This is a genomic window from Thalassovita mangrovi, assembly GCF_009857745.1.
In the GTDB taxonomy this organism is placed as follows: domain Bacteria; phylum Pseudomonadota; class Alphaproteobacteria; order Rhodobacterales; family Rhodobacteraceae; genus Thalassobius; species Thalassobius mangrovi.
Map to the genome: position 1 here is coordinate 1 of NZ_WWEN01000003.1, position 23190 is coordinate 23190.

Here is a 23190-nt window from a genome sequence, read left to right on the forward strand (position 1 = left end):
GGCCTGTCGGAATGGGTCGAGGACAAGGTCGCGGCCAGCGACCGTCCGGAACTGACCTCTGCGGGCATCGTGGTGTCGGGCGGCCGTGGCGTCGGGTCGGAAGAAGACTTCAAGATCATCGAAGCGCTGGCCGACAAGCTGGGCGCCGCCGTCGGTGCCTCCCGCGCCGCGGTCGATTCGGGCTTTGCGCCGAACGACTGGCAGGTGGGCCAGACCGGCAAGGTCGTGGCGCCGGAACTCTACATCGCCTGCGGCATCTCGGGGGCGATCCAGCACCTGGCGGGGATGAAGGATTCCAAGATCATCGTCGCGATCAACAAGGACGAAGAGGCGCCGATCTTCCAGGTCGCCGATTACGGCCTGGTCGCCGACCTGTTCGAAGCGGTGCCGGAACTGACCGAAAAACTGGGCTGAGCCCGGTTCGGACACGAAATGCGAAAGGCCCGCCAATCGGCGGGCCTTTCTGCTTTCAATCCCCCGCTGTCCGGGGCTCCTCCGCCTCAGCGTCAATTCCGCGAAGGGAAGACGCCCACGGTCGCAATGCAGAACTTCATCGACAGGGACGGCTGGTAAATCTCGACCGGCTGACTGCCACCGGAATTACCGATCATCGTGGTCACCTGCGTTGTCACCACCCCGTTTTCCATCGTCTGATCCAAAGCACCGCCGGAATTGTAGATGTCGCCGGCGCTGAATTCGCCGAACTTGTTGCCTTGCGGAGAGACGGCATTCACCGTTGCCGAAGTCGCATGCATTTCCGACGCGGCCGTGCTCGTGGCGGCATGGTTGTGCATCGGCAGTTGCGCTTGGGTCAATATCGTTGTTCCGGTCCCGAACTTCTCGCCCTGAACAAACGCAGGCTGGCCAGGCCCTTGTCCCATGCCGACCGGCACCCGACCGCGCAGATCCGGCAGGGCGAAGGTCGTACGCCCGTCGCCGCCATACATGGTGCCAAGGAGCGAAAACAGCGCCGTGTTCGCCGAAATCGGAAGCAGATCGCCATTGGCTTCCCTCCAGCCACGCGGGCAGAAATTCTGCCCGACCATGACGATATCGCCGATATAAGGTTCGGGCCCCGCCTGTGCGGGGGCAGCAATCAAACCGGACAAACAGGCCAAGACACAGGGAAGTAACGGAAAACGCATAATAACTCTCCTATAGGTTAATCAATTTTAACGCAGACCATACTGCAAACAAATCAACCCTAGGGCGACCCAGCTTTCCGGCCAAGAAAATTCCAAAAGACGGTTAAAAGCGGCCTTTCGACACCGCGGCTTCTAAAACTGACGGATGCGCCGCTTGCCTTGTCTGTCACCGGGCCAGGCTGGACAGGGCCACTCCGGCCAGCACAACCGTCGTTGCCATCAGGAACGCCAAGGACGGTACCTCGCCCAGGAACAACACCCCGCCCGCGATCGCGATCACCGGAACCGTCAGCTGCGCGACCGCCGCCCGCGTCGCCCCCAGCATCGGCAGGATCGCATACCACAGCGCATAGCCCAGCCCCGAGGTCACCGCCCCGGACAGGACCGCCAAAAGCAGGCCCGCCATATTGGCCCCGCCCATCCCCTTCGCAAGCAGCAGGATCAAAGCAATCGGCACCGCCAGCACGAAATTCGCCGCTGTCGCCTGCAACGCGTCCCCGGCCCCGCGACCGTTCAGCGAATAGATTCCCCAGCCGATCCCAGCCAACACCATCATCCCCGCCTGGATGAACGGCAGGGTGACACCGCCACCCGGCCACAGCAGCCAGACGAGCCCGGCAAAGGCCACCAATGCCCCGGCCCAGCGTATCGCTGGCACTCTCTCGCCCAGCCACAGCGCGCCCGCGAACATCGTGACCTGCACCATGCCGAACAGGACCAGCGCGCCGATCCCGGCATCCAGCGCGGTATAAGCCATGGAGAAGCCGAAGACATAAAGGCTCAGCGACAGCACCCCGATTAGCCGCCCGCGACCGCCAAGCGGCACACCGCCGCGTAGGATGAAGGACAGCAGCGCCAGCATCGCCGCTCCGGCCATCAGGCGGACGGTACCGAACAGCACCGGGTCCAGCCCCGCCTGCGCCAGCCCCATCCGGTTCAGCACCGAATTCGCCGCAAAGGCGATCATGGTCAGCACGGTGAGGCCGAACAGCCGCATCAGACCGGCTTGTCGAAGGCGGCGCGGGCGGCGGCGGCCTTGGCCCGCATCGCGCAACCCTCAGCGTGATCGTTGATCAGCCCCATCGCCTGCATGAAGGCATAGACCGTGGTCGGGCCGACGAATTTCCAGCCGCGTTTCTTCAGCGCTTTCGACAGCGCGACGGAGGCGGGCGAGGTCGATTGCGTCTGCGGTTCGCCTAAACCCGCCGGATCTGGTTCATAGCCCCAGACGAACGCGGCGATCGACCCGGCCTCGGCGACCAGGTCCTGCGCGCGGCGGGCGTTGTTGATCACCGCCTCGATCTTGCCGCGGTGGCGCACGATACCCGCGTCCTGGAGCAGGCGGTCCACGTCGGTTTCGTCATAGGCGGCCACCTTGTCGAAATCGAACCCGTCGAAGGCGCGGCGGAAGTTTTCCCGCTTGGCCAGAATGGTGCGCCAGCTCAGCCCCGACTGGAAACTTTCCAGGCACAGCTTTTCGAACAGGCGGATGTCGTCGCCCACCGGATAGCCCCATTCGTTGTCGTGATAGGGCAGGAATTCCGCCACGTCGCCGCACCATTTGCAGCGTGGCTTGCCATCCGGGCCGGTGATCAGATTGTCCATGACGTGCCCTCCCCTGCACCCCTGTAGGACCGACCCTACCGGGCGTCCGGGCCCCGCTCAACTTACAAACCGTCGAAGGCCGCCGGATAGACCAGTTCAAGCGCCGGGGCGTCGGTGCCGGGGCCCGCGATCAGCGTGTGTTCGACCGGATAGGGGCTTTGCAGATTGGCGGCGCGGGCCTGGCTGAACCCGGCCTTTTCGTAAAACCCCACCTCGCCCAGCACCACGACATAGGTGCCGCTCAGCCGCGCCCATTCGCTCAGCAGCCCCATCATCCGCTTACCCTGTCCTTGCCCCTGCCAATCGGGATCGACGGCGACCGGCGCCAGGCAAAGCCAGTTCTTCGGCGACCGCATCCAGGACAGCGCGTAATAGCCGATGAGGTCATCGCCGGCGGGCACCACGGTTTCGCCCGCCATCGCCTTGGATTTGCGCAGCTTGCGCACCAGCCTGACCTCGTCCTGCCCGCCGAAGGCGCGCTGCAGCAACCGGTCGACCTTGGCCTCTTCGCCCTTGCGCAGCTCGCGCTGAAAATCGCCCTGTATCGGCATCCCTGTCCTCCTGAAACGAAAAGGGGCAGCCCGAAGGCTGCCCCAATGTCTTCCGATATGGAAGGCAGATCTTACATCATGCCGCCCATGCCGCCCATGTCGGGCATTGCCGGTGCGCCGCCATCCTTGGAAGGCTTGTCTGCAACCATCGCTTCGGTGGTGATCAGCAGGCCAGCAACCGAGGCCGCGTCTTCCAGAGCGGTCCGGGTCACTTTCGCCGGATCGATCACGCCGAAGGAGAACATGTCGCCATATTCTTCGGTCTGAGCGTTGAAGCCGAACGAAGAGTCGGTCGATTCGCGGACCTTGCCGGCCACGACGGCACCGTCGACGCCTGCGTTTTCGGCGATCTGACGCAGCGGCGCTTCCAGCGCGCGGCGCACGATGGCGATACCTGCGTTCTGGTCAGCGTTGGCGCCTTCCAGACCGTCCAGCGACTTGCCGGCCTGAACCAGGGCAACACCGCCGCCCACGATCACGCCTTCCTGCACGGCTGCGCGGGTTGCGTTCAGAGCGTCGTCCACACGGTCCTTGCGCTCTTTCACTTCAACCTCGGTCATGCCGCCGACCTTGATCACGGCAACACCGCCGGCCAGCTTGGCCACACGTTCCTGCAGTTTCTCGCGGTCGTAGTCCGAAGAGGTTTCTTCGATCTGGGTGCGGATCTGAGCGACGCGCGCTTCGATCTCGGCCTTTTCGCCGGCACCGTCGACAACGGTGGTTTCGTCCTTGGTGATCTGGACCTTCTTGGCGGTGCCCAGCATGTCCATGGTGACGTTTTCCAGCTTCATGCCCAGGTCTTCGCTGATCACCTGACCGCCGGTCAGGATTGCGATGTCCTGCAGCATGGCCTTGCGGCGATCGCCGAAGCCCGGTGCCTTGACGGCTGCGATCTTCAGACCGCCGCGCAGCTTGTTGACCACCAGGGTCGCCAGCGCTTCGCCTTCAACGTCTTCCGCGATGATCAGCAGCGGCTTCTGCGACTGGATCACCGATTCCAGCAGCGGAACCATCGGCTGCAGCGACGAGAGTTTCTTCTCGTGCAGCAGGATCATGCAGTCTTCCAGATCCGCGATCATCTTGTCGGGGTTGGTGACGAAATAGGGCGACAGGTAGCCGCGGTCGAACTGCATCCCTTCGACGACAACGGTCTCGGTTTCCAGACCCTTGTTTTCCTCGACGGTGATGACACCTTCGTTGCCGACCTTCTGCATCGCGTCCGCGATCTGCTGACCGATTTCGGCTTCGCCGTTGGCCGAGATGGTGCCGACCTGGGCAACTTCAGCCGAGTCGGTCACTTCGCGGGCCATGTCCTTGATCGCCTGCACGACTTTGTCGGTGGCCAGGTCGATACCGCGCTTCAGGTCCATCGGGTTCATGCCGGCGGCAACCGATTTCATGCCTTCCTTGACGATGGCCTGGGCCAGAACCGTCGCGGTGGTGGTGCCGTCGCCGGCTTCGTCATTGGTGCGCGAAGCGACTTCTTTCACCATCTGCGCGCCCATGTTTTCGAACTTGTCTTCCAGTTCGATTTCCTTGGCGACAGATACACCGTCCTTGGTGATGCGGGGGGCGCCGAAGCTCTTGTCGAGGACCACGTTGCGGCCTTTCGGGCCCAGGGTCACCTTGACGGCATCGGCCAGGATGTTCACGCCAGCCAGCATGCGGTTGCGGGCATCGGTGTTAAATTTGACGTCCTTAGCAGCCATGTTCTTTGCTCCTGTTTCTTAAATCTGTTGCGCGACGATCAGGACAGGATGCCCATGATGTCGGATTCTTTCATGATCAGCAGCTCTTCACCGTCGATGGTGATCTCGGTGCCGGACCATTTGCCGAACAGGATCTTGTCGCCTTCCTTGACGTCCATTGCGATGCGATCGCCGTCGTCGTCCTTGGCGCCTGCGCCGACTGCGACAACCAGGCCTTCCGCCGGCTTTTCCTTGGCGCTGTCGGGGATGATCAGCCCACCTGCGGTTTTCTCGTCGCCTTCAACGCGGCGAACCAGCACGCGGTCATGAAGCGGAGTAAATGCCATCTCTGAGTCTCCTTGGCTCAGTGTTTCTCCCGGGCTCCCTTCGTCATGAAGCAGAGCCGTTAGCACTCACCCTTGTCGAGTGCTAACGGCGCATAGTTAGGAAGATGGCGGGGGTGAGTCAACAGCCGCGATGTGAAAATTGGACGAAGCTCAAACGCCAGTGGGAACAGGGGTGGAACGCCGGTGTTACCCCGCCGGGGACAGCGCCGCCCGGCCCGCACCGGACAGCGCGTAGATGCCCGTTTCCACCCGTTCGAACCAGCCGTAGTGATTGTCCGCCATCACCCTTGTCGCCCGCTTCACCCCGGTTTCCCGCGCCACCACGGAGCCCTTCGACGCACCGTTTTCGGCCAGGAAGGCGGCGCAGCGCAGCGCCTCCTGCCGATAAGACGTCACCAGCCCGCTGCGCACCGCACCGCCCTTGTTGGGATCGCCTTCGCGGCGTTCGAATTCATTCATCAGCGACGCCTGCCGCTTCTTCACCTTGCGCGGCTGGAACGGCGCGGGGTCGTGATGCACCTGCACCTCGCCCGCCTCCAGGTGGACCGAGATCACCCCCAGCCCCAGCCGCTTGCACAGTCCCAGATTGCCCTTGAACGCCCGCCACCCGGCCCGCCCCTTCCAGCGCGGTACCGCGACATAGACCTGATCGGTGATCTTCTGCCGCTCCACCGCCTGCTGCAGCAGGGTCAGCGAAAACCCGGTTTTCAGTTCGATCACCACGGGCGCTTCGCCGTCCCGCACCGCCATCACGTCGGCCGCGCCGATTTCCGCCTTCACCTCGAAGCCGAGGGTCTCGAAGAACGCCTTCACCGGGCCGTAGAGATCGGTTTCGACGGGTTTTGTTTTCTCGCTCAACGACAGGCTCCAACGGATCACGACACGCAAAGCAACCAGATGGCGAATTCTTTCCGCCAGACACTCTTGCCGAGATTGCGCTTTCTGCTAACCTCCCGCGAAATTAGAGGAGAATTCAAGTGCTGCGCCTTTGGCTTATTCTTTCTTTTGTCCTGTTTGCCCATCCGGCTTTCGCCGTTTGCGACGGCGAATCCGGTTTCTGGTCCTTGCCCGAACCAAAACAGCAGCAATTGCGGGACCGGGCCAATCAGAAGCCCTTCCCCGAAGGCATTCTCTGGCAGATCGAAAAGAATGGCGTGACGTCTCACATCGTTGGCACGATGCATCTTTACGATCCGCGTCACGACGATACGATTGCCCGCGTGAACCCGCTCCTGGACCAGGCCGAACAGGTCTTCTTGGAGATGAGCAGCGATAAGGAAGCAGTCTTCCAAGAAGACCTGACCAGCAATCCCGATCTTTTTCTCCTAAACGAAGGCCCCAGCCTTATCGATCTGTTGGGCGAAGACAGCTGGAACCGGCTGCTTCCGCAGCTCAAGTCACACGGCATCCCGGGCTTCATGGCGGCCAAATTTCAACCATGGTTCCTCGGCATAACCCTGGCAATCCCGACCTGCGCGACCCGCGATCTGAGCCAAAAGAAAAAGGGACTGGACCGCATGGTAGAAACGGCATCAGAGCAACGGGATCTCATCATCCGTTCGCTTGATGACGTGCAGGGCATGATTGCGCTCCTTACTCAGGATCCGCTGGAAAAGCAGGTGGAAGAGATGAAATGGAGCCTGCAATTCGAGCTGTCGGATGTGATGTCGGGTGGCAGCGACCTCGCGGATCACTATTTTCGCGAACAAACCCAGCTCGGCTGGGACTACCTGACCTACAGGGCCGTCAGCCACTACGGCGAAAAACCCGAGGACCGGGACAGGATTCTGTCGCTTCTTGACGAATTCCTGGTCACTCTGGTCGACAAGCGCAACGCGTCCTGGGTCGAAACCCTGGCACAGGAACTGGCCCGCACGCCGTCCTTCGTCGCCGTGGGCGCGCTGCACCTGCCGGGGGAAAACGGCGTGCTGGCACTGCTGGAACGGCAGGGGTTCACCATCACCCGGCTGCCGCTGACCGAGGGCTAAAACCGATCCCGGTGCCGCACTGCGGCATCAAGGTCACACCGCAGCGCAGATAGGTGACAATCCGCCCCGGCCCTTCTATAAGGCGCGCAAAATCGACTTTCCGCGCATATGAAGGATTCTCTGACATGACCATCCAGGTTTTCGGCCACAAATCCCCCGATACCGATTCCACCGGGTCGCCCATCGTCTGGGCCTGGTACCTGAACGAAGTCAAAGGCGTTGCCGCCGCCCCGAAACTGCTGGGCGAACCCAACACCGAAGCCGCCTTCGTGCTGAAGCGCTGGAACCTGGACAAGCCGGAAATCATTTCCGACGTCGAAGCCGGCGCGCCGGTCGTCATCGTCGATACCAACAACCCCGCCGAACTGCCGGCGTCGATCAACGACGCCGACATTCAGGCGATCATCGACCACCACAAGCTGGTCGGCGGGCTGGAAACCAAGGGCCCGATCGACATCACCATCCGCCCGCTGGCCTGCACCGCGACCATCATGGTCGACCTGATGGGCGACGACGCCGCCAAGATGCCCGACGCGATCAAGGGCGCGGCGCTGAGCTGCATCCTGTCCGACACGCTGGAATTCCGGTCGCCCACCACCACCGATCACGACCGTGAAGTGGTCGAAAAGCTGGCCGCCGACCTGGGCATCGACATCAAAGCCTATGCCGCCGAGATGTTCGAAGCCAAATCGGACGTGTCGGCGTTTGCCGATGCCGAACTGCTGCGGATGGATTCGAAGGAATACACCATCGACGGCACCGAATTCCGCGTTTCGGTTCTGGAAACCACCGCGCCGAAGATGATCCTCGACCGCAAGGACAGCCTGATGGCTTCGATGGTGGACGTCGCCAAGGAAGATGGCGCCGATCAGGTGCTGCTGTTCGTCATCGACATCCTGAATGAAGAAGCCACCCTGCTGGTGCCGAACGACCTGGTGAAAACCGTGGCCGAGAAAAGCTTCGGCGCCACCGTTGACGGCGACACCGTCGTCCTGCCCGGCATCATGAGCCGCAAGAAGCAGATCATTCCGAACCTCAAGGTCTGATCACCGTCTGGTCACGGCCCCGAGCTTCAAACGACAACACCCGCGGACATCTCCGCGGGTGTTTTTCTTTGGCAGGCAGGGGGGATTAGTCGCGACCGCCATTCCCGTTGCCGCTGCCCGCACCATCACCCGCACCACCAGCGGAAGCCGTTTCCTCACCGCCCTTGTAGCCGCTGCCATCCTCCGGTGCGTCCCCGCCCAGGCCGCCACCGGCTTGGCTGCTCACGTCCTGCACCATGTTGCCCAGCTGTTCGTCCTCGCCGGGGGTGTCGATGCTCTGTTCCTGATTCACATCATGATATTGCGCATTCACGACATCATCCTCGTCGGCCCAGGGGTTCGCGTGCGAAGCCATCACCGGCGCCGCCGTACCCAATGCGATCACGATAGCCAGAGTCGTCTTTTTCATATCGACTTACCTTTCACATACATTCGTTGTCTGCTGCGTCTTCACGCTGGAAAGGCATATATAAGATTTAACTTTTATTTTGATCATATATTTCAGAAAGATGCCGCCCGTAGGCGAAAAACGGCGGCTTTCGGCCTTCAGCCTGGGCGGGTTACCGCCACGGGCAGGCGGCAGAGTGTCGCGCCAAGACAGTTTCACACGGCACCGCACGGCGCGGGATACCGCTTCGCCACCCCTGACCGCCCGGCCCTCAGCCGCGCCGGGAAATATCGCAGGCCGGATGGGTCAGATGCACGCCGTTGGCCAGGCAATCGGCGCAGAAATAGCCGCAGCCGGCCTTGGCCCAGACCTCTTCGGGTTCCGCCGTCAGCGCCTTGCCGCAGCCATCGCAATGCAGGTCCTTGTACAGCTCGGCCAGCTTGACCGAGGAAATCTCGAATATCTCCATCCGACCCTCGCAAAAATCCTAGTTTACGGGTGGCGCCGGTCCGGCACCCCTGTCATATCTTCGCCCCGTATGGTGACCCCAGAACAGGCACGTTTGCATGACACAGATCATTTCCGCCCTTTCCGAAGTTTCCGACCGCTACGACGCGCTGTTCGTCGATCTGTGGGGCTGCGTCCATAACGGCGTCACCGCCTATCCCGAAGCGGTCGCGGCGCTGCAGGCCTATCGCCAGAAGGGCGGCATCGTGGTGCTGGTGACCAATTCGCCGAAACCCCGGCTGGGCGTGGTCGAGCAGCTGAAAATCTTCGGCGTGCCGGAAGACGCCTATGACACCATCGCCACCAGCGGCGACAGCGCCCGCGCCGCGATGTTCGAGGGCTATGTCGGGCAGAAGGTTTACTTCATGGGCGAATGGGATCGCGACGCGGAATTCTTCGAGCCGCTGCATATCCTGGAACACCCGATCGACATCACCCGCGTGCCGCTGGACGAGGCCGAAGGCATCGTCTGCTGCGGCCCGAACGATCCGATGGCCGACCCGGAGGTGAACCGGGCCGATTTCCTTTATGCCAAGGCCAAGGGGCTGAAGCTGCTTTGCGCAAATCCCGATATCGTGGTCGACCGTGGCGAGGTGCGCGAATGGTGCGCCGGTGCCCTGGCAAGGCTTTATACCGAGATGGGCGGCGAGAGCCTGTATTTCGGCAAGCCGCACCCGCCGATCTATGACCTGGCGCGGATGCGCCTGGCCGCGATCAACCCCGACATTGCCGACAGCGCGATCCTGGCCATCGGCGATGGGGTGCATACCGATATCCAGGGCGCGATGGGCGAAGACATCGATTCCCTGTTCATTTCCGGCGGGCTGGCGCGCGAGGATACCAAAACGTCGCAGCAACCCGACCCGGAGGCGCTAGAAGCCTACCTGAAAAGGGAAAAATCGGCCCCGACATTTACGATCGGGCAGCTGCGCTAAGCGAAAAAGGGCTTGATTTTCTGCGTCTGCAAAGTAATAAAGTTGCCGAAACGCCCTTCGGGGCGGTGATTTATTACTCGCCCAGAAAAATCGGAGGGTCGGATGTTGGACAACCTGCCGCGCGGAACGATCTGCATCGAAGATATCGAAATGGGGATGACGCGCCATCTGCGCAAAGTCGTCACCGATGAAGATATCGAGATGTTCGCCAAGGTATCGACCGACCACAACCCGGTGCACCTGGACGACGATTACGCCCGCGACACGATCTTCAGCGGCCGCATCGCCCACGGGATGCTGACCGCCGGTCTGATCTCGGCGGTGATCGGTGAACAGCTGCCCGGTCACGGCACCATCTACATGGGCCAGACGCTGAAATTCCTCGCCCCGGTGCGCCCCGGCGACATGGTAACCGCCGAGGTCGAGGTGATCGACATCGATTTCACCAAGCGCCGGGTGAAGCTGGATTGCCGCTGCATGGTCGATGGCAAGAAGGTGCTGGCGGGCGAAGCCACCGTGCTGGCGCCGTCGCGTAAATTCGACTGATCCGTCCCGCATGGCAGCCCTGACCGCAACAAGGCTTGCGCCTGCCTGCGCGCGGGGCTAACCCTGCGCCATGCGTATCATCCGGGATTACAGCTTTGTCACCGATGAAGATCGCGGCGCCTCGGCCGCGATCGGCAATTTCGACGGGGTCCATCTGGGCCACCAGTCGGTGATCGAAATCGCCCGGCGCGAGGGCGCAAAGATCGGCGCGCCGCTGGGCGTGATGACGTTCGAACCCCACCCGCGCCAGTTCTTCGCCCCCAACGCCCCCGCCTTCCGCCTGATGAGCCGCGAAGCCCGCGCGCACCGGCTGGAAAAGCTCGGCGTCGAAAAGCTCTATGAGCTGAATTTCAACGCCACCCTGTCGTCGCTGACGCCCGAAGATTTTGCGGCGAAGGTGATCCACGAAGGGCTGGGCCTGAAACACGTGGTGGTGGGTGCCGATTTCTGCTTCGGCAAGGGCCGGGCCGGCGATGTCGAGGACCTGAAACGCTTCGGCGCGGAACTGGATTTCGGCGTCACCGTCGCGGAGCTGCTGAAGGGCGACGGGATCGAAGTGTCCTCGACCGCGATCCGCAACGCGCTGAGCGAAGGCCGCCCGCGCGACGCCGCCAAGATGCTGGGCCACTGGCACCGGATCGAGGGCGAGGTGATCGGCGGCGATCAGCGCGGCCGCGAACTGGGCTTCCCCACCGCCAACATGTCGATCGACGGGCTGCACCCGCCGAAATTCGGTGTCTATGCGGTGCTGGTCGATATCCTGGAAGGGCCGCACAAGGGCCGCTATCACGGCGCCGCTTCGATGGGGGTGCGGCCGATGTTCGGGGAAAACCGCCCCAACCTGGAAACCTACCTGTTCGATTTCAAGGGCGACCTGTACGGCACCAACCTGTCCATCGGGTTGGTCGATTACCTGCGCCCCGAGGCGAAGTTCGACAGCCTGGACGCATTGATCGATCAGATGAACGCCGACTGCGCCAAGGCGCGCGACATCCTGGAAGCGCTATGAACAGCCCCAAGCTTCGATGCCGGTTCTGGGAAACCGTCCCGCTGGAAAAGATGACCCATGACGAATGGGAAGCGCTGTGCGACGGCTGCGGCAAATGCTGCATGAACAAGCTGGAAGACGAGGAAACCGGCGAAGTGGCGCTGACCAATATCGCCTGCCGGTTGCTGGACGACGAAACCTGCCGCTGTTCGCAATACCCGATCCGCCACCAATTCGTGCCCGAATGCATCGTTCTGAAGCCGCAGAATATCGAGGAAAACCTCTATTGGATGCCGCAGACCTGTGCCTATAAATTGCTGTGGAACGGGCAGAAGCTGAAGGATTGGCACCCGCTGATCAGCGGCGATCCGGAAAGCGTGCACCTGGCGGGCGTATCGATGCGCGGCCGCACGGTGCCCGAATTCGAAGTGCCCGAAGAAGACTGGGAAGAATATATTATCGAGGAGCCGACCTGATGTTCTTTGCCTCTGACAATGGTGGGCCGACCCATCCGCAGATCCTTGAAGCGGTCACCAAGGCCAACGAAGGTTACCGCAGCGGCTATGGCGCCGATGCCGAAATGGACCGCGTGCGCGCGATGATCCGCGAGTTGTTCGAGGCGCCCGAGGCGGCGGTTTACCTGGTGGCGACCGGCACGGTGGCCAATTCGCTGGCGCTGGCCACCCTGTGCCAGCCCTGGGACGCGATCTTCTGCACGCCGCTCGCCCATATCGAGGAAGACGAAGGCAACGCGCCCGAATTCTACACCGGCGGCGCCAAGCTGACGCTGGTGGGCGAAGGCGACAAGATGACGCCCGAGCAGCTGCGCGCCGCGATCGCGGCCAAGGGCGGCAGCGTCCACAACCCGCAGCGCGGGCCGGTGTCGATCACCCAGGTGACCGAACGGGGCCGGGTCTATAGCCTGACCGAGATCGAGGCGCTGTGCGGCGTGGCCAAGGAATTCGACCTGCCGGTGCATCTGGACGGGGCGCGCTTTGCCAATGCGCTGGTCGCGCTTGGCTGCACCCCCGCCGAAATGACCTGGAAGGCCGGTGTCGACGCGGTCAGCTTCGGCGGCACCAAGAACGGCTGCATGGGGGTCGAGGCGGTGATCTTTTTCGATCCGAAACACGCCTGGGAATTCGAGCTGCGCCGCAAGCGGGCCGGGCACCTGTTTTCCAAGCACCGCTACCTGTCGGCGCAGATGCTGGGATACCTGACCGGTGACCTGTGGCTGCAAACCGCGCAGCAGGCCAATGCAAATTGCGACCGTCTGGCGGCCGGGATGCGGGAACTGCCGGGGGTGGAATTCATCGCCGAACCGCAGGCCAACATCATCTTCGCCAAGATGCCGCGCGCGCTGCACAAGCGCCTGTATGACGCCGGAGCCTATTACTATCTCATCGAGGGCGAGCTGGAAGGCGACGACCCCGACGAATTGCTTCTGGGCCGGTTCGTCTGCGACTGGTCGATCGGCGCCGAGGGCGTGGATCAGTTCCTTTCCGCCGCGAAGGGCTGATCCCCCACCGCTTCGTTTTCCAGGAAGTCGCGGATCATCGCCGCCACCACATCGGGATGGGTGATCGGGGCCATGTGCCCCGCCCCCGCGACCGTTTCCACCCGGCAATTGCCGATCCGCCGGTTCAGGCCGGCGGCCACCAGACGGGCCACTTCGGGCGTCTTTTCGCCCTCGATCACCAGCACCGGCATCGCCAGGTCTTCCAGCGCGCCGCTGTGCAGCAGTCCCGGCGCGTCCTCGATGATTTCGGGGGCGGCGGCGTCGATCATTCCGATGGTCTGCGCCATCTTCTTGCGCAGGTTTTCCGGCAGGCTGTCCCAGTCGCGGCCATCGCCCCAGACATCGGAAAACACCCGCGCCGCCGTCATCAGGTCGCCCGCCTCCAGCGCCTCGGCATAACCGGCCAGTTCCGCGTCGTGACGGTCCCGCGCCGCCGGATCGTCGGCATAGGCCACGGCGAAGAACACCGGTTCGATCAGCACCAGCGAGCGCACCAGATCGGGGTGTTCGGTCGCCAACCGCAGCGCCACGGTGGCGCCGAAGGAATGGCCGATCACATCCATCGGCCATTTCAGGAATTCCGCCGCCATGTCGGTGGTGATCCGCTGCAGCGGGCCGCGATCGTCCCAATCGCCGCTTCTGCCGTGACCGGGCAGATCGAAGGCCGTCATGTGCAGCAGGTCGCTTAATCCCGCCGCCATCCCCTTCCACGCGCCGGTATGGCCCAGGGTGCAATGGATCAGCAGCGCCTCGCGCGGGCCGTTGCCGAAATCGGTCCAATAGGTCGGGAAGCCGCCTTTCAATCCTTCGGGCATCGCTCAGATCTTACCTGCGAGATACAGCTCCAGGTCGTCCAACCGGTCCTGGCCCCAGAACTTTTCGCCGCTGTCGGTGATGAAGAAAGGCGATCCGAACACGCCCTCGGACACCGCCTGTTCCAGGTTGGCAGCATAGGTTTCCGCCCCGCTCAGCAATCCGCTATCGGCCAGCGAAGGATCGAAGCCCGCGCCTTCAAGGCAGGACTTGATCACCGCGTCGTCGGCAATGTCCTTGTCCTCGACCCAGCAGGCTTTCAGCAGGCAATGCACCAGCCCCGGAAGATCGCCGCCCCCCGCCTTCTGCGCAGCGATGATCGCGTAGGAGGACGGCGCGGCATTGGTCGGCCAGAAGGCCGGTGTCATGTTCAGCTCCATCCCCAGCTTGCGCGCCTGGCGCGGCAGTTCCTGCGCCCGGTAGGCGATCCGGCTCGGGTGCCGGGCGGGCAAGGGGGCGCCGCCGGTGCGCGGAAAAGCGGCGACAATATCGAAGGGTTTGTAAGTGACGGTGGCACCGTGGCGTTTCGCGCTTTGCTCTAATCGATCACCTACGAGATAGGCATATGGCGAAAGCATCGAAAAATAGTAATCAATATGTGCCATCTGCGACTTTCTCTCCCACTGCATAGGTTTGCCTGACCGTAGTGAGATGGTAAGCGGTGTCAACGACACGATTCTGTCATCTCGACCAACCTGGGGAACCGTCGACATGTCCAACCTTAAAGAACCTAAACTCATCGCCGGCAACGCAAACAAGCCGCTGGCGCAGAACATCGCGCGCCGGATGTCGATGCATCGGGGCAAATCCATTGGCCTGGTCGATGCCCGGGTCGAACGTTTCAACGATCAGGAAATCTTCGTCGAGGTCTATGAAAACGTCCGCGGCGAGGACATGTTCATCATCCAGCCGACCTCGAACCCGGCGAATGACAACCTGATGGAACTGCTGATCATGTCCGATGCGCTGCGCCGTTCGTCGGCGTCGCGGATCACCGCCGTGATCCCCTATTTCGGTTATGCCCGCCAGGACCGCCGCACCAAGGCCCGCACCCCGATCAGCGCCAAGCTGGTCGCCAACATGCTGGTCGAGGCGGGGATCGAACGGGTTCTGACGCTGGACCTGCACGCGACCCAGATCCAGGGCTTCTTCGATATCCCGGTAGACAACCTCTATGCCTCCCCGATCTTCGCGCTGGACATCAAGCATCAGTTCGCCGGATCGCTGGAAGACGTGATGGTGGTGTCGCCCGACGTCGGCGGCGTGGCCCGCGCCCGCGAACTGGCCAAACGGATCAACGCACCGCTGTCCATCGTCGACAAGCGCCGCGAAAAGCCCGGCGAAGTCGCCGAAATGACCGTGATCGGCAATGTCGAAGGCAAGAAGTGCATCATCGTCGATGACATGTGCGACACGGCCGGGACGCTGTGCAAAGGCGCCGAGATTCTGATGGAACACGGCGCCAGCGAAGTACACGCCTATATCTCGCACGGGGTCCTGTCGGGCCCGGCGGTGGAACGGATCACCAATTCGGTTATGAAATCGCTGGTCATCACCGATTCGATCCAGCCGACCGAGGCGGTTCTGGCGACCCCGAATATCCGCATCCTGCCGACCGCACCGATGTTCGCCCAGGCGATCCTGAACATCTGGAACGGCACCAGCGTGTCGTCGCTGTTCGAAACCGAAACGTTGGACCCGATCTACGAGGGTCAGTTCAAGAGCTGATCTGAATTACAGGTCTGAAAAGGGCGCCCTATGGGCGCCTTTTTTGTTTGGCGGGTTGCTATCTCAGAAAGTCCCCTGCTCGGGCGAACCGGACGTCAGACATCCGCCAAACGGTTTGGGATCAGGTCCGCTTTCATCAAGTGCGTTTCGGACTGAACGTGCCCTTCCCTCACATACTTCCCCATACGGGTTGGCATGTCGGCTTCTTGGAAGGCACCGGCGATCCTCACCACGAAACCCTCCTGACTGGTCAGGTCCAAAGAGCCGGCAAGCTCGACGACTAGGTCAGCCGTATAAGCGCCGCGATAAAGCGTCGGAACGGGCGTGATGCCCAATTCCTCAAACCGCAGCAACGTCAAATCCCACGGCTGGATTTCATCACCTATGATCCATGCAAAGCCGAGAAAATATGAGGGCAGCGCATCATAGGCCACGGAATGACGCGCGTAGAGGTTTTCACCCACGATGCGTTCATTCTCTGCAAGCTGCGGTGAAACCGCTGCCGCGAAGGCCTTAAGCCAGTCTCGGGACGGATGATAGCGGCTATCAGGGCTGCGGGCATGAGAACCGCCGGAATGGATGGTGGTATTCTCACCGTCCATCTTTTCGGTCACCACGAGATCGGATTCATTCAACCCTTCAAGTGACGACATGATCTTGTCATCGCTTGTCGCGCCGGGGGAAATCGGCAGGTGGAATGTGCGGCCATATTTTTTCATAGAGAACCTATTACATTCAATATCGGCAATCCGGCGACCAAGGCCGCACCGGTACAAAAGCAGCCGCCCAATCCTCGGCCTATCTCAGGGAATGTCCCATTCGTCGTCGTCGCGCAATTCACCGATCGCCATCCACGACACTCGGATACGCGCGATCCTAGTATTGTCCCAGGTGCTGAAGACCATTTCGAAATCGCTTGTCGTGATGTTCTGCGCGGTCAGGTCGGCGCGGATATTGGTGGAATAGTCCACGTCCCACAGCGACACAGAACAGGTCACCGACGGGGCCGATTTGAAAGGTTCGCTGAAATGAACCTTGGCGCGGCGTTCGCGGCTGCCTTCGCCGGTCCACATATCGCCGCCATCTTCGAAATCGGAAAACAGGGCCACGTCGCCCTGATCGATACCAATCAAATTCGATTTTATTTTCTTCATGGCCGGAAAGTTGCCCCGCGACATCCGGCGCGGTCAACCATTAGTCGTGAAAAAGGCCCCTCGAAAGGGGCCTTTTCGCATTCCGGTCTGAACCGTTCCAATCAGAAATTGGGCTGGTTCGGATCGAGCCCGATATGGGTGCCCATGGCAACCATGTCCGCCAGCAATTTGGCGGCATCGTCAACCGGACCGGGTTCGTTATGGAAGAATTCCTTCGCCTTGTTCAGCGCATCGGCAGCGGCCTGGACCATGCTGTCGATGTCTTCCTGCGTCACGTCGGCACGCGGGATCGCGCGCTCGGCCAGGACCGAGATCGAGGTGGCGCTGATTTCGGCGAAACCGCCGGTCACGACATATTCGATCTCGCCTTCCGGGCCGCTGACATGCAGCACGCCGGGGCGCAGGGTGGTGATGGTCGGGGCATGGCCGGCCATCGCCGTCATGTCGCCATCCGCACCCGGAATCTGAACCTGCTCAACCACGAGCGAAGCAAGGCTCCGCTCGGGGCTGACCAGATCGAATTGCACTGTCTCAGCCATTAAGGGCCTCCTTAGGCTGCTTCAGCAGCCATTTTCTCGGCTTTTGCGATCACTTCGTCGATGCCGCCAACCATGTAGAAGGCTGCTTCGGGCAGGTGGTCGTATTCGCCGGCCACAACCGCCTTGAACGACGAGATGGTGTCTTCCAGCGGAACCTGAACACCGTCCGAACCGGTGAACACTTTCGCAACGTCGAAGGGCTGCGACAGGAAACGCTGGATCTTACGGGCGCGGGCAACGGTCAGTTTGTCTTCTTCCGACAGTTCGTCCATGCCGAGGATCGCGATGATGTCCTGCAGCGACTTGTAGCGCTGAAGAATACCCTGAACCTGGAAGGCCACGTTGTAGTGTTCTTCACCCACAACCGCCGGATCCATCAGACGCGACGAGCTATCGAGCGGGTCAACGGCCGGGTAGATACCCAGTTCCGAAATCGCACGGTTCAGAACGGTGGTTGCGTCCAAGTGGGCAAAGGTGGTTGCCGGTGCGGGGTCGGTAAGGTCGTCCGCAGGCACGTACACGGCCTGGATCGAGGTGATCGAACCGTTCTTGGTCGAGGTGATGCGTTCCTGCATCGCGCCCATGTCGGTTGCCAGAGTCGGCTGGTAACCCACGGCCGAAGGAATACGGCCCAGAAGCGCCGACACCTCGGAACCCGCCTGGGTGAAGCGGAAGATGTTGTCGACGAAGAACAGAACGTCGGTACCGGACTGGTCGCGGAACTGTTCTGCCAGCGTCAGGCCGGTCAGAGCAACACGCGCACGTGCCCCCGGAGGTTCGTTCATCTGACCGTAAACCAGGGCAACCTGCGATTCTTCCAGGTTGTCGGGCTTGATCACGTTGGATTCGATCATTTCGTGGTACAGGTCGTTCCCTTCACGGGTCCGTTCACCAACACCCGCGAACACCGAGAAACCCGAGTGCACTTTTGCGATGTTGTTGATCAGTTCCATGATCAGAACGGTCTTGCCCACGCCGGCGCCGCCGAACAGGCCGATTTTACCGCCCTTGGAATAGGGGGCCAGCAGGTCGATCACCTTGATGCCGGTCACCAGGATTTCCGACTCGGTCGACTGTTCGTCGAATTCCGGGGCGGGCTGGTGGATGGCGCGGTATTCTTCCGCGTTCACCGGGCCTTTTTCGTCAACCGGTTCGCCGACGACGTTCAGGATGCGGCCCAGGGTCGCGTTGCCGACCGGCACCGAGATCGGTGCGCCGGTGTCGACCACTTCCTGACCGCGGACCAGACCTTCGGTCGCGTCCATAGCGATGGTACGGACGGTGTTTTCGCCGAGGTGCTGAGCAACTTCCAGGATCAGGGACTTGCCGTTGTTTTCGGTGGTCAGTGCGTTGAGAATTGCCGGCAGTTCGTTTTCGAACTGCACGTCCACAACGGCGCCGATCACCTGGGTGATTTTGCCTTTTGCGTTAGCCATTGTTTCGTCTCCGTTCTCTTAGAGCGCTTCAGCGCCCGAGATGATTTCGATAAGTTCGCTGGTGATCACGGCCTGACGCGAGCGGTTGTACTCGATCGTCAGTTTGTCGATCATCTCGCCCGCGTTCCGGGTCGCGTTGTCCATTGCGGACATCCGCGCCCCTTGTTCGGACGCACCGTTTTCCAGCAGTGCCGAGAAGATCTGCGTTGCCACGCCACGCGGCAGCAGGTCGGCCAGGATGGCCTCTTCGTCGGGCTCATAATCGTACAGGGTGGCGTCCCCTGCATCTTCCTGCGCTTCGAAAGAAGCCGGAATGATTTGCTGAGCGGTCGGGATCTGGGAGATCACCGACTGGAAGCGGTTGTAGAAGATCGTTGCCACGTCGAATTCACCGGCATCGAAGCGATTCAGAAGATCGCGCGCGATGTCCTGCGCGTTGACGTAGCCGACGTTTTTCACCTCGGACAGATCGACATGGCCGATAGAAAGGTCGCCCAGGTCACGTTTCAGTTGTTCACGGCCTTTTTTGCCGACGGTCAGGATCTTGACCGTCTTGCCTTGAGCGATCAGCTGTTCGGCTTTGGCGCGTGCCAGTTTTGCGATCGAGCTGTTGAAGCCGCCGCAGAGGCCACGCTCTGCGGTCATGACCACCAGAAGCTGCACCTGGTCGGAACCGGTACCCGACAGCAGCTTGGGCGCGCTGTCAGAGGAACCGACCGAGGCCGCCAGCCCGGCCAGAACGGCGTTGAACCGTTCCGTGTACGGGCGCGAGGCTTCTGCAGCATCCTGCGCGCGGCGAAGTTTCGCCGCGGCAACCATCTGCATGGCCTTGGTGATCTTCCGAGTGTTCTTCACACTCTCGATCCTGTTTTTTAGGTCCTTGAGACTCGGCATTGCCTAATCTCCCTTATGCGAAGTCAGCTGCGAAATCGTCCAGCGCGGCTTTGACTTTGTCGGCCAGCTCACCTTTGACCTTACGGTCGTTGTTGGTGATGTCTTCCAGCAGATCGGCGTTCTTGCCGCGCAGGTGCGCCAGCAGGCCCGCTTCGAAGCGCGCAACGTCGCTCACTGCGACCTTGTCGAGGTAACCATTGGTCCCCGCGAAGATCATGCAGACGATTTCGGCGTTGGTCAGCGGCGAATACTGCGGCTGCTTCATCAGCTCGGTCAGACGGGCGCCACGGGCCAGCAGCTGCTGGGTCGAAGCGTCGAGGTCGGAACCGAACTGGGCGAAGGCCGCCATTTCGCGATACTGAGCCAGCGACAGTTTCACCGGACCGGCAACCGAGGACATCGCCTTGGTCTGGGCCGACGAACCCACGCGCGACACCGACAGACCGGTGTTCACAGCAGGACGGATACCCTGGTAGAACAGTTCGGTTTCCAGGAAGATCTGGCCGTCGGTGATCGAGATCACGTTGGTCGGAATAAACGCCGACACGTCGCCGCCCTGGGTTTCGATGATCGGCAGCGCGGTCAGCGACCCTGCGCCGTGATCTTCGTTCAGCTTCGCCGAACGTTCCAGCAGGCGGGAGTGCAGGTAGAAAACGTCGCCCGGATATGCTTCACGCCCCGGCGGACGGCGCAGCAGCAGCGACATCTGGCGATAGGACACGGCCTGCTTGGACAGGTCATCATAGATGATCAGCGCGTGCTTACCGTTGTCGCGGAAGTATTCCGCCATCGCGGTTGCGGCGTAGGGGGCCAGGAACTGCATCGGCGCAGGGTCCGAAGCGGTCGCGGCAACGACGATCGAGTATTCGATCGCGCCGGTTTCTTCCAGCTTCTTCACCAGCTGGGCAACGGTCGAGCGCTTCTGACCGATTGCGACGTAAACGCAATACAGTTTCTTGCTGTCGTCGTCGCCGGCGGCGTCGTTGTAGGATTTCTGGTTCAGGATCGCGTCCAGAGCAACGGCGGTCTTACCGGTCTGACGGTCACCAATGATCAGCTCACGCTGGCCACGGCCGATCGGGATCATCGCGTCGACCGATTTCAGGCCGGTTGCCATCGGTTCGTGAACCGATTTACGCGGGATGATGCCGGGGGCTTTCACGTCGGCGATGCGACGCTCGGAAGCGGCGATCGGGCCCTTGCCGTCCAGCGGGTTGCCCAGACCGTCAACGACGCGGCCCAGCAGGGCTTCACCGGCGGGAACGTCCACGATGGCCTTGGTCCGCTTGACGGTGTCGCCTTCTTTAATGTCACGGTCGGAACCGAAGATCACGACACCGACGTTATCGTTTTCCAGGTTCAGAGCCATCCCGCGGATACCACCGGGGAATTCGACCATTTCACCAGCCTGGATGTTGTCGAGGCCATAGACGCGGGCAATACCGTCACCGACGGAGAGCACGCGACCAACCTCGGCAACTTCGGCTTCCTGACCGAAGTTCTTGATCTGGTCCTTCAGGATCGCAGAAATCTCTGCTGCTTGGATACCCATTTATCCGACCTCTTTCATTGCATTCTGGAGGGAGTTGAGCTTGGAGCGGATCGAGGTATCGATCATCTTCGAGCCCACTTTAACGACAAGACCGCCGATGAGATCTTCATCAACGGTCGCATTGATTTTAACATCTTTCCCGACCCGCGCGGCCAGGGTTTTCGCCAGTTTGTCCGCCTGGGTCTTGGTCAGCGCCTTGGCGCTGGTGACCTCGGCGGTCACTTCGCCCTTGTCTTCGGCGATCAGCGCGGCCAGCTGATCCAGCAGCTGCGGCAGAACGAACAGGCGGCGTTTCTGCGCCATCAGCGCCAGGCCGTCCCGCAGGACCGGTTCCAGGCCCATCTTCGCGGCCAGCGCGGCGATGGCGTTTTCCTGGTCGTCGCGCGACAGCAGCGGCGAGCTGATCACGGCGCGCAGATCGTCGCTTTCAGCCAGCGCGGCGGCAAGATCGGTGACATTGGGTTCGATCTTCGCGAGAGACTTGGCCTCTTTCGCGAGCTCGAAGATGGCGGTGGCATAGCGCGCGGCAATGCCTGAGGAGATCGAAGCTGGTTCGGACACGTCCACCCTTCCGACTTTTATGGCCCCGTCTCGGGCCGCTCGGACCCGCCCCGGGGGCGTTTGGATCATTGACCTTCGTCAAAGTATCGAAATCGGCGTGGGTGTAGCAGAGCATTCCTCACCTAGCAACATACTATGAAATCTTTGTATGCGAAAGAATACCGCACCTTTTCATGCACTTAAGCAAGGTGCGACTGTTTGGACGCCTTTTAGAGGGCAAAAAAAACAGCGCTTTTCCACAGCTTTTTCGATTCCCTGCCCGAGATGGCGGCAAATCCGTCAAAAACTGTTATCGCTATCGGGATCGATCCGCGCCGATGCGGGGCCGTTTCAATGCCGCCGGACGGTATCGTTCTACCTCCCGCAGGGGGCAAATCACAAATTGGCGACTGGGCCGCATTTCGCCGAACCGACCCCAGAACGCGCCGAGGCCCCGGCCATGGGAACATCGCCCGCGCCTAGACCGGTTTCGGTTCCTTCGCCGGGCTGGGCGACAGGATCGACAGCGGTTTCTTGACCGCCTCGCGCAACCCCGGCCCGCTGGGGGCGTGGACGCGCTTGGACACCTCGACCATGATCACCCCGCCGGACACCACCACCGAAAAGGAATGGCCCATCCGTTCCAGCATATCGCCGGTCTTGCGCCAGAACCGGCGCGGCGACGGTGGCTGGTACAGCGCGGTTTCGTTGCGTTCGGGCATGAAGTGGTGCCGCTTGAGCTGGGTTTCCAGCTGGCTCAGCGTATAAGGGCGGCCGAAACCGAAGGGCGTCGCGTCGCTGCGCGACCACAGGCCGGCGCGGTTGGGCACGATGAACAGCGCCTTGCCGCCCGGCCCCAGCACCCGGAAACATTCGTCCAGAACGGCGGTGGGCTGTTCGCTGGTTTCCAGCCCGTGCATCAGCACCAGCTTGTCGACATGGCCCGTCTCGATCGGCCAGGACACTTCTTCGCAGAGCACCGATAGGTTGGGCATCCCGGCAGGCCAGGGCATCACTCCCTGCGGCCCGGGCATCAGGGCGGTCACCCGCCGCGCTTCGTTCAGGTAAGGGCGCAGCAGCGGCACGGCGAAACCGAACCCCACCACGGTCTGGTTATGAGCCTCGGGCCATATCTTCAGCACCTGATCGCGCACGGCTTTCTGCGCCGCACGGCCCAACGTGCTGCGATAATAGAAATTGCGCAGGTCCTGCACATCAAGATGCATTGCAGCCGGTCCCTCGATCCGCCACTGTAGGGACAGAATAGCAGTCGAAGGAAGA

Annotated in this window: 28 protein-coding genes; 9 read left to right on the forward strand and 19 right to left on the reverse strand. The window is 61.7% G+C overall.

Going from position 1 to position 23190, the window contains the following annotated elements; genetic code table 11:
* Positions 1-414, forward strand: a 414-nt coding sequence (locus GR167_RS06560) for an electron transfer flavoprotein subunit alpha/FixB family protein (protein ID WP_212769873.1), incomplete at its 5' end; no start/stop codon positions are given.
* 92 nt (positions 415-506) lie between these two features.
* On the opposite strand, the gene GR167_RS06565 is transcribed toward GR167_RS06560, so the two are convergent.
* The 7 genes from GR167_RS06565 to GR167_RS06595 form a co-directional block, all read right to left on the reverse strand.
* The gene (locus GR167_RS06565; protein WP_160972675.1) at positions 507-1145 is read right to left on the reverse strand and encodes a phage tail protein; all 639 of its coding nucleotides are present in this window, start codon (positions 1143-1145) and stop codon (positions 507-509) included.
* Positions 1146-1311: 166 nt separating this feature from the next.
* Positions 1312-2142, reverse strand: coding sequence for a DMT family transporter (locus tag GR167_RS06570; protein ID WP_160972676.1), 831 nt, complete (start codon positions 2140-2142; stop codon positions 1312-1314).
* The gene (locus tag GR167_RS06575) at positions 2142-2750 is read right to left on the reverse strand and encodes a DNA-3-methyladenine glycosylase I (protein WP_160972677.1); all 609 of its coding nucleotides are present in this window, start codon (positions 2748-2750) and stop codon (positions 2142-2144) included. The genes GR167_RS06570 and GR167_RS06575 overlap by 1 nt, the downstream gene beginning before the upstream one ends.
* A 62-nt stretch (positions 2751-2812) precedes the next feature.
* Positions 2813-3301 carry a GNAT family N-acetyltransferase gene (locus tag GR167_RS06580; RefSeq protein ID WP_160972678.1) on the reverse strand — a complete coding sequence of 163 codons (489 nt, stop codon included), beginning with the start codon at positions 3299-3301 and terminating at the stop codon, positions 2813-2815.
* Positions 3302-3372: 71 nt separating this feature from the next.
* A complete protein-coding gene (groL, locus tag GR167_RS06585) occupies positions 3373-5010 on the reverse strand; it encodes a chaperonin GroEL (RefSeq protein ID WP_160972679.1) in 1638 nt (545 codons plus the stop codon).
* Positions 5011-5048: 38 nt separating this feature from the next.
* Positions 5049-5336 (reverse strand): co-chaperone GroES, encoded by a 288-nt coding sequence (locus GR167_RS06590; RefSeq protein ID WP_160972680.1) that lies wholly within the window; start codon positions 5334-5336, stop codon positions 5049-5051.
* 186 nt (positions 5337-5522) lie between these two features.
* Positions 5523-6194 carry a DUF2161 domain-containing phosphodiesterase gene (locus GR167_RS06595; RefSeq protein WP_160972681.1) on the reverse strand — a complete coding sequence of 224 codons (672 nt, stop codon included), beginning with the start codon at positions 6192-6194 and terminating at the stop codon, positions 5523-5525.
* A 119-nt stretch (positions 6195-6313) separates the two neighbouring features.
* Here GR167_RS06595 and GR167_RS06600 point away from each other — a divergent pair, with 119 nt between their 5' ends.
* Together GR167_RS06600 and GR167_RS06605 are read left to right on the forward strand one after the other, a co-directional pair.
* Positions 6314-7324, forward strand: coding sequence for a TraB/GumN family protein (locus tag GR167_RS06600; protein WP_160972682.1), 1011 nt, complete (start codon positions 6314-6316; stop codon positions 7322-7324).
* Positions 7325-7449: 125 nt separating this feature from the next.
* Positions 7450-8370, forward strand: coding sequence for a manganese-dependent inorganic pyrophosphatase (locus GR167_RS06605; RefSeq protein WP_160972683.1), 921 nt, complete (start codon positions 7450-7452; stop codon positions 8368-8370).
* An 85-nt stretch (positions 8371-8455) separates the two neighbouring features.
* On the opposite strand, the gene GR167_RS06610 is transcribed toward GR167_RS06605, so the two are convergent.
* Positions 8456-8779, reverse strand: a complete 324-nt coding sequence (locus tag GR167_RS06610) for a hypothetical protein (protein WP_160972684.1) — start codon at positions 8777-8779, stop codon at positions 8456-8458.
* A gap of 250 nt (positions 8780-9029) precedes the next feature.
* Complete coding sequence (locus GR167_RS06615; protein ID WP_160972685.1) at positions 9030-9227, reverse strand: hypothetical protein; 198 nt, start codon at positions 9225-9227, stop codon at positions 9030-9032.
* Positions 9228-9324: 97 nt separating this feature from the next.
* Here GR167_RS06615 and GR167_RS06620 point away from each other — a divergent pair, with 97 nt between their 5' ends.
* From GR167_RS06620 to GR167_RS06640, 5 genes are all read left to right on the forward strand, one after another.
* On the forward strand, positions 9325-10200 hold the full coding sequence (locus tag GR167_RS06620) for a TIGR01459 family HAD-type hydrolase (RefSeq protein ID WP_160972686.1): 876 nt from the start codon (positions 9325-9327) through the stop codon (positions 10198-10200).
* 102 nt (positions 10201-10302) lie between these two features.
* Positions 10303-10746: a MaoC family dehydratase gene (locus GR167_RS06625; protein ID WP_160972687.1), complete on the forward strand. Its 444-nt coding sequence runs from the start codon at positions 10303-10305 to the stop codon at positions 10744-10746.
* Between the two features lie 70 nt (positions 10747-10816).
* Positions 10817-11755, forward strand: a complete 939-nt coding sequence (locus GR167_RS06630) for a bifunctional riboflavin kinase/FAD synthetase (RefSeq protein ID WP_160972688.1) — start codon at positions 10817-10819, stop codon at positions 11753-11755.
* Positions 11752-12210, forward strand: coding sequence for a YcgN family cysteine cluster protein (locus GR167_RS06635; RefSeq protein ID WP_160972689.1), 459 nt, complete (start codon positions 11752-11754; stop codon positions 12208-12210). The genes GR167_RS06630 and GR167_RS06635 overlap by 4 nt, the downstream gene beginning before the upstream one ends.
* Positions 12210-13253 carry a threonine aldolase family protein gene (locus GR167_RS06640; RefSeq protein ID WP_160972690.1) on the forward strand — a complete coding sequence of 348 codons (1044 nt, stop codon included), beginning with the start codon at positions 12210-12212 and terminating at the stop codon, positions 13251-13253. Before GR167_RS06635 ends, GR167_RS06640 begins: the two co-directional genes overlap by 1 nt.
* On the opposite strand, the gene GR167_RS06645 is transcribed toward GR167_RS06640, so the two are convergent.
* Entirely contained in the window at positions 13226-14068 is an 843-nt protein-coding gene (locus GR167_RS06645; protein ID WP_160972691.1) for an alpha/beta fold hydrolase, read from the reverse strand. The two genes, GR167_RS06640 and GR167_RS06645, sit on opposite strands and share 28 nt — an antisense overlap.
* 3 nt (positions 14069-14071) lie before the next feature.
* Positions 14072-14671, reverse strand: coding sequence for a 2-hydroxychromene-2-carboxylate isomerase (locus GR167_RS06650; protein ID WP_160972692.1), 600 nt, complete (start codon positions 14669-14671; stop codon positions 14072-14074).
* A gap of 106 nt (positions 14672-14777) precedes the next feature.
* On the opposite strand from GR167_RS06650, the gene GR167_RS06655 reads away from it, so the two are divergent.
* Positions 14778-15794 (forward strand): ribose-phosphate pyrophosphokinase, encoded by a 1017-nt coding sequence (locus GR167_RS06655; protein WP_160972693.1) that lies wholly within the window; start codon positions 14778-14780, stop codon positions 15792-15794.
* 95 nt (positions 15795-15889) lie between these two features.
* Here GR167_RS06655 and GR167_RS06660 read toward each other — a convergent pair whose 3' ends face one another.
* The 8 genes from GR167_RS06660 to GR167_RS06695 form a co-directional block, all read right to left on the reverse strand.
* Entirely contained in the window at positions 15890-16513 is a 624-nt protein-coding gene (locus GR167_RS06660; RefSeq protein WP_160972694.1) for an RNA ligase family protein, read from the reverse strand.
* Between the two features lie 84 nt (positions 16514-16597).
* Positions 16598-16927 carry an H-type lectin domain-containing protein gene (locus tag GR167_RS06665; RefSeq protein ID WP_306419558.1) on the reverse strand — a complete coding sequence of 110 codons (330 nt, stop codon included), beginning with the start codon at positions 16925-16927 and terminating at the stop codon, positions 16598-16600.
* Positions 16928-17049: 122 nt separating this feature from the next.
* Entirely contained in the window at positions 17050-17487 is a 438-nt protein-coding gene (locus GR167_RS06670) for a F0F1 ATP synthase subunit epsilon (protein WP_160972696.1), read from the reverse strand.
* Positions 17488-17498: 11 nt separating this feature from the next.
* Positions 17499-18923 carry a F0F1 ATP synthase subunit beta gene (atpD, locus tag GR167_RS06675; protein WP_160972697.1) on the reverse strand — a complete coding sequence of 475 codons (1425 nt, stop codon included), beginning with the start codon at positions 18921-18923 and terminating at the stop codon, positions 17499-17501.
* Positions 18924-18941: 18 nt separating this feature from the next.
* Positions 18942-19817 (reverse strand): F0F1 ATP synthase subunit gamma, encoded by an 876-nt coding sequence (locus tag GR167_RS06680; RefSeq protein WP_160972698.1) that lies wholly within the window; start codon positions 19815-19817, stop codon positions 18942-18944.
* Between the two features lie 13 nt (positions 19818-19830).
* Complete coding sequence (gene atpA / locus GR167_RS06685; protein ID WP_160972699.1) at positions 19831-21369, reverse strand: F0F1 ATP synthase subunit alpha; 1539 nt, start codon at positions 21367-21369, stop codon at positions 19831-19833.
* The gene (locus tag GR167_RS06690) at positions 21370-21930 is read right to left on the reverse strand and encodes a F0F1 ATP synthase subunit delta (RefSeq protein ID WP_160973370.1); all 561 of its coding nucleotides are present in this window, start codon (positions 21928-21930) and stop codon (positions 21370-21372) included.
* 458 nt (positions 21931-22388) lie between these two features.
* On the reverse strand, positions 22389-23135 hold the full coding sequence (locus GR167_RS06695; RefSeq protein ID WP_160972700.1) for a methyltransferase domain-containing protein: 747 nt from the start codon (positions 23133-23135) through the stop codon (positions 22389-22391).
* Positions 23136-23190: the final 55 nt, after the last annotated feature.

What these genes read in the sequence shown, in the direction of transcription:
- GR167_RS06620 (WP_160972686.1), top strand. Translation starts at nt 9,325, where the DNA reads ATGACACAGATCATTTCCGCCCTTTCCGAAGTTTCCGACCGCTACGAC.
- GR167_RS06575 (WP_160972677.1), bottom strand. Translation starts at nt 2,750, where the DNA reads ATGGACAATCTGATCACCGGCCCGGATGGCAAGCCACGCTGCAAATGG.
- GR167_RS06630 (WP_160972688.1), top strand. Translation starts at nt 10,817, where the DNA reads ATGCGTATCATCCGGGATTACAGCTTTGTCACCGATGAAGATCGCGGC.
- GR167_RS06635 (WP_160972689.1), top strand. Translation starts at nt 11,752, where the DNA reads ATGAACAGCCCCAAGCTTCGATGCCGGTTCTGGGAAACCGTCCCGCTG.
- GR167_RS06650 (WP_160972692.1), bottom strand. Translation starts at nt 14,671, where the DNA reads ATGGCACATATTGATTACTATTTTTCGATGCTTTCGCCATATGCCTAT.
- GR167_RS06580 (WP_160972678.1), bottom strand. Translation starts at nt 3,301, where the DNA reads ATGCCGATACAGGGCGATTTTCAGCGCGAGCTGCGCAAGGGCGAAGAG.
- GR167_RS06610 (WP_160972684.1), bottom strand. Translation starts at nt 8,779, where the DNA reads ATGAAAAAGACGACTCTGGCTATCGTGATCGCATTGGGTACGGCGGCG.
- GR167_RS06570 (WP_160972676.1), bottom strand. Translation starts at nt 2,142, where the DNA reads ATGCGGCTGTTCGGCCTCACCGTGCTGACCATGATCGCCTTTGCGGCG.
- GR167_RS06655 (WP_160972693.1), top strand. Translation starts at nt 14,778, where the DNA reads ATGTCCAACCTTAAAGAACCTAAACTCATCGCCGGCAACGCAAACAAG.
- atpD (WP_160972697.1), bottom strand. Translation starts at nt 18,923, where the DNA reads ATGGCTAACGCAAAAGGCAAAATCACCCAGGTGATCGGCGCCGTTGTG.
- GR167_RS06605 (WP_160972683.1), top strand. Translation starts at nt 7,450, where the DNA reads ATGACCATCCAGGTTTTCGGCCACAAATCCCCCGATACCGATTCCACC.
- GR167_RS06680 (WP_160972698.1), bottom strand. Translation starts at nt 19,817, where the DNA reads ATGCCGAGTCTCAAGGACCTAAAAAACAGGATCGAGAGTGTGAAGAAC.
- GR167_RS06660 (WP_160972694.1), bottom strand. Translation starts at nt 16,513, where the DNA reads ATGAAAAAATATGGCCGCACATTCCACCTGCCGATTTCCCCCGGCGCG.
- GR167_RS06625 (WP_160972687.1), top strand. Translation starts at nt 10,303, where the DNA reads ATGTTGGACAACCTGCCGCGCGGAACGATCTGCATCGAAGATATCGAA.
- groL (WP_160972679.1), bottom strand. Translation starts at nt 5,010, where the DNA reads ATGGCTGCTAAGGACGTCAAATTTAACACCGATGCCCGCAACCGCATG.
- atpA (WP_160972699.1), bottom strand. Translation starts at nt 21,369, where the DNA reads ATGGGTATCCAAGCAGCAGAGATTTCTGCGATCCTGAAGGACCAGATC.
- GR167_RS06670 (WP_160972696.1), bottom strand. Translation starts at nt 17,487, where the DNA reads ATGGCTGAGACAGTGCAATTCGATCTGGTCAGCCCCGAGCGGAGCCTT.
- GR167_RS06565 (WP_160972675.1), bottom strand. Translation starts at nt 1,145, where the DNA reads ATGCGTTTTCCGTTACTTCCCTGTGTCTTGGCCTGTTTGTCCGGTTTG.
- GR167_RS06640 (WP_160972690.1), top strand. Translation starts at nt 12,210, where the DNA reads ATGTTCTTTGCCTCTGACAATGGTGGGCCGACCCATCCGCAGATCCTT.
- GR167_RS06645 (WP_160972691.1), bottom strand. Translation starts at nt 14,068, where the DNA reads ATGCCCGAAGGATTGAAAGGCGGCTTCCCGACCTATTGGACCGATTTC.
- GR167_RS06615 (WP_160972685.1), bottom strand. Translation starts at nt 9,227, where the DNA reads ATGGAGATATTCGAGATTTCCTCGGTCAAGCTGGCCGAGCTGTACAAG.
- GR167_RS06590 (WP_160972680.1), bottom strand. Translation starts at nt 5,336, where the DNA reads ATGGCATTTACTCCGCTTCATGACCGCGTGCTGGTTCGCCGCGTTGAA.
- GR167_RS06695 (WP_160972700.1), bottom strand. Translation starts at nt 23,135, where the DNA reads ATGCATCTTGATGTGCAGGACCTGCGCAATTTCTATTATCGCAGCACG.